Source organism: Bacillus sp. SIMBA_008 (assembly GCF_046535495.1).
Classification (GTDB): Bacteria; Bacillota; Bacilli; order Bacillales; family Bacillaceae; genus Bacillus; species Bacillus subtilis.
Map to the genome: position 1 here is coordinate 1 of NZ_JAWRWL010000101.1, position 367 is coordinate 367.

The window sequence follows — 367 nt, forward strand, 5'->3', positions numbered from 1 at the left end:
CTGCTAGATCGTGACGTGTTTGCAGAAAAGCTTGAACGGAACCTTGAAGAGAAAAACCGTCTGCTGGAAAAAATGTATGAAACGGAAGGCTTCAAAATTGAAGATATTCTGGATGAGTATTATGAATACGGCCAGCAGATTAAAAAGTATGTATGCGATACATCCGTCGTTCTGAATGACGCGCTGGATGAAGGCCGCCGCGTTTTATTTGAAGGCGCTCAAGGGGTTATGCTTGATATTGACCAAGGGACATACCCGTTTGTCACTTCATCCAACCCGGTCGCCGGAGGGGTGACGATCGGTTCAGGCGTAGGTCCGACAAAAATCCAGCACGTCGTCGGTGTATCTAAAGCGTACACAACCCGTG

Annotated in this window: 1 protein-coding gene; it reads left to right on the top strand. The window is 47.7% G+C overall.

Annotated elements, in window-relative coordinates; all coding sequences use genetic code 11:
- Positions 1 to 367, top strand: a 367-nt coding sequence (locus SB658_RS22340) for an adenylosuccinate synthetase (protein WP_410602396.1), incomplete at both ends; no start/stop codon positions are given.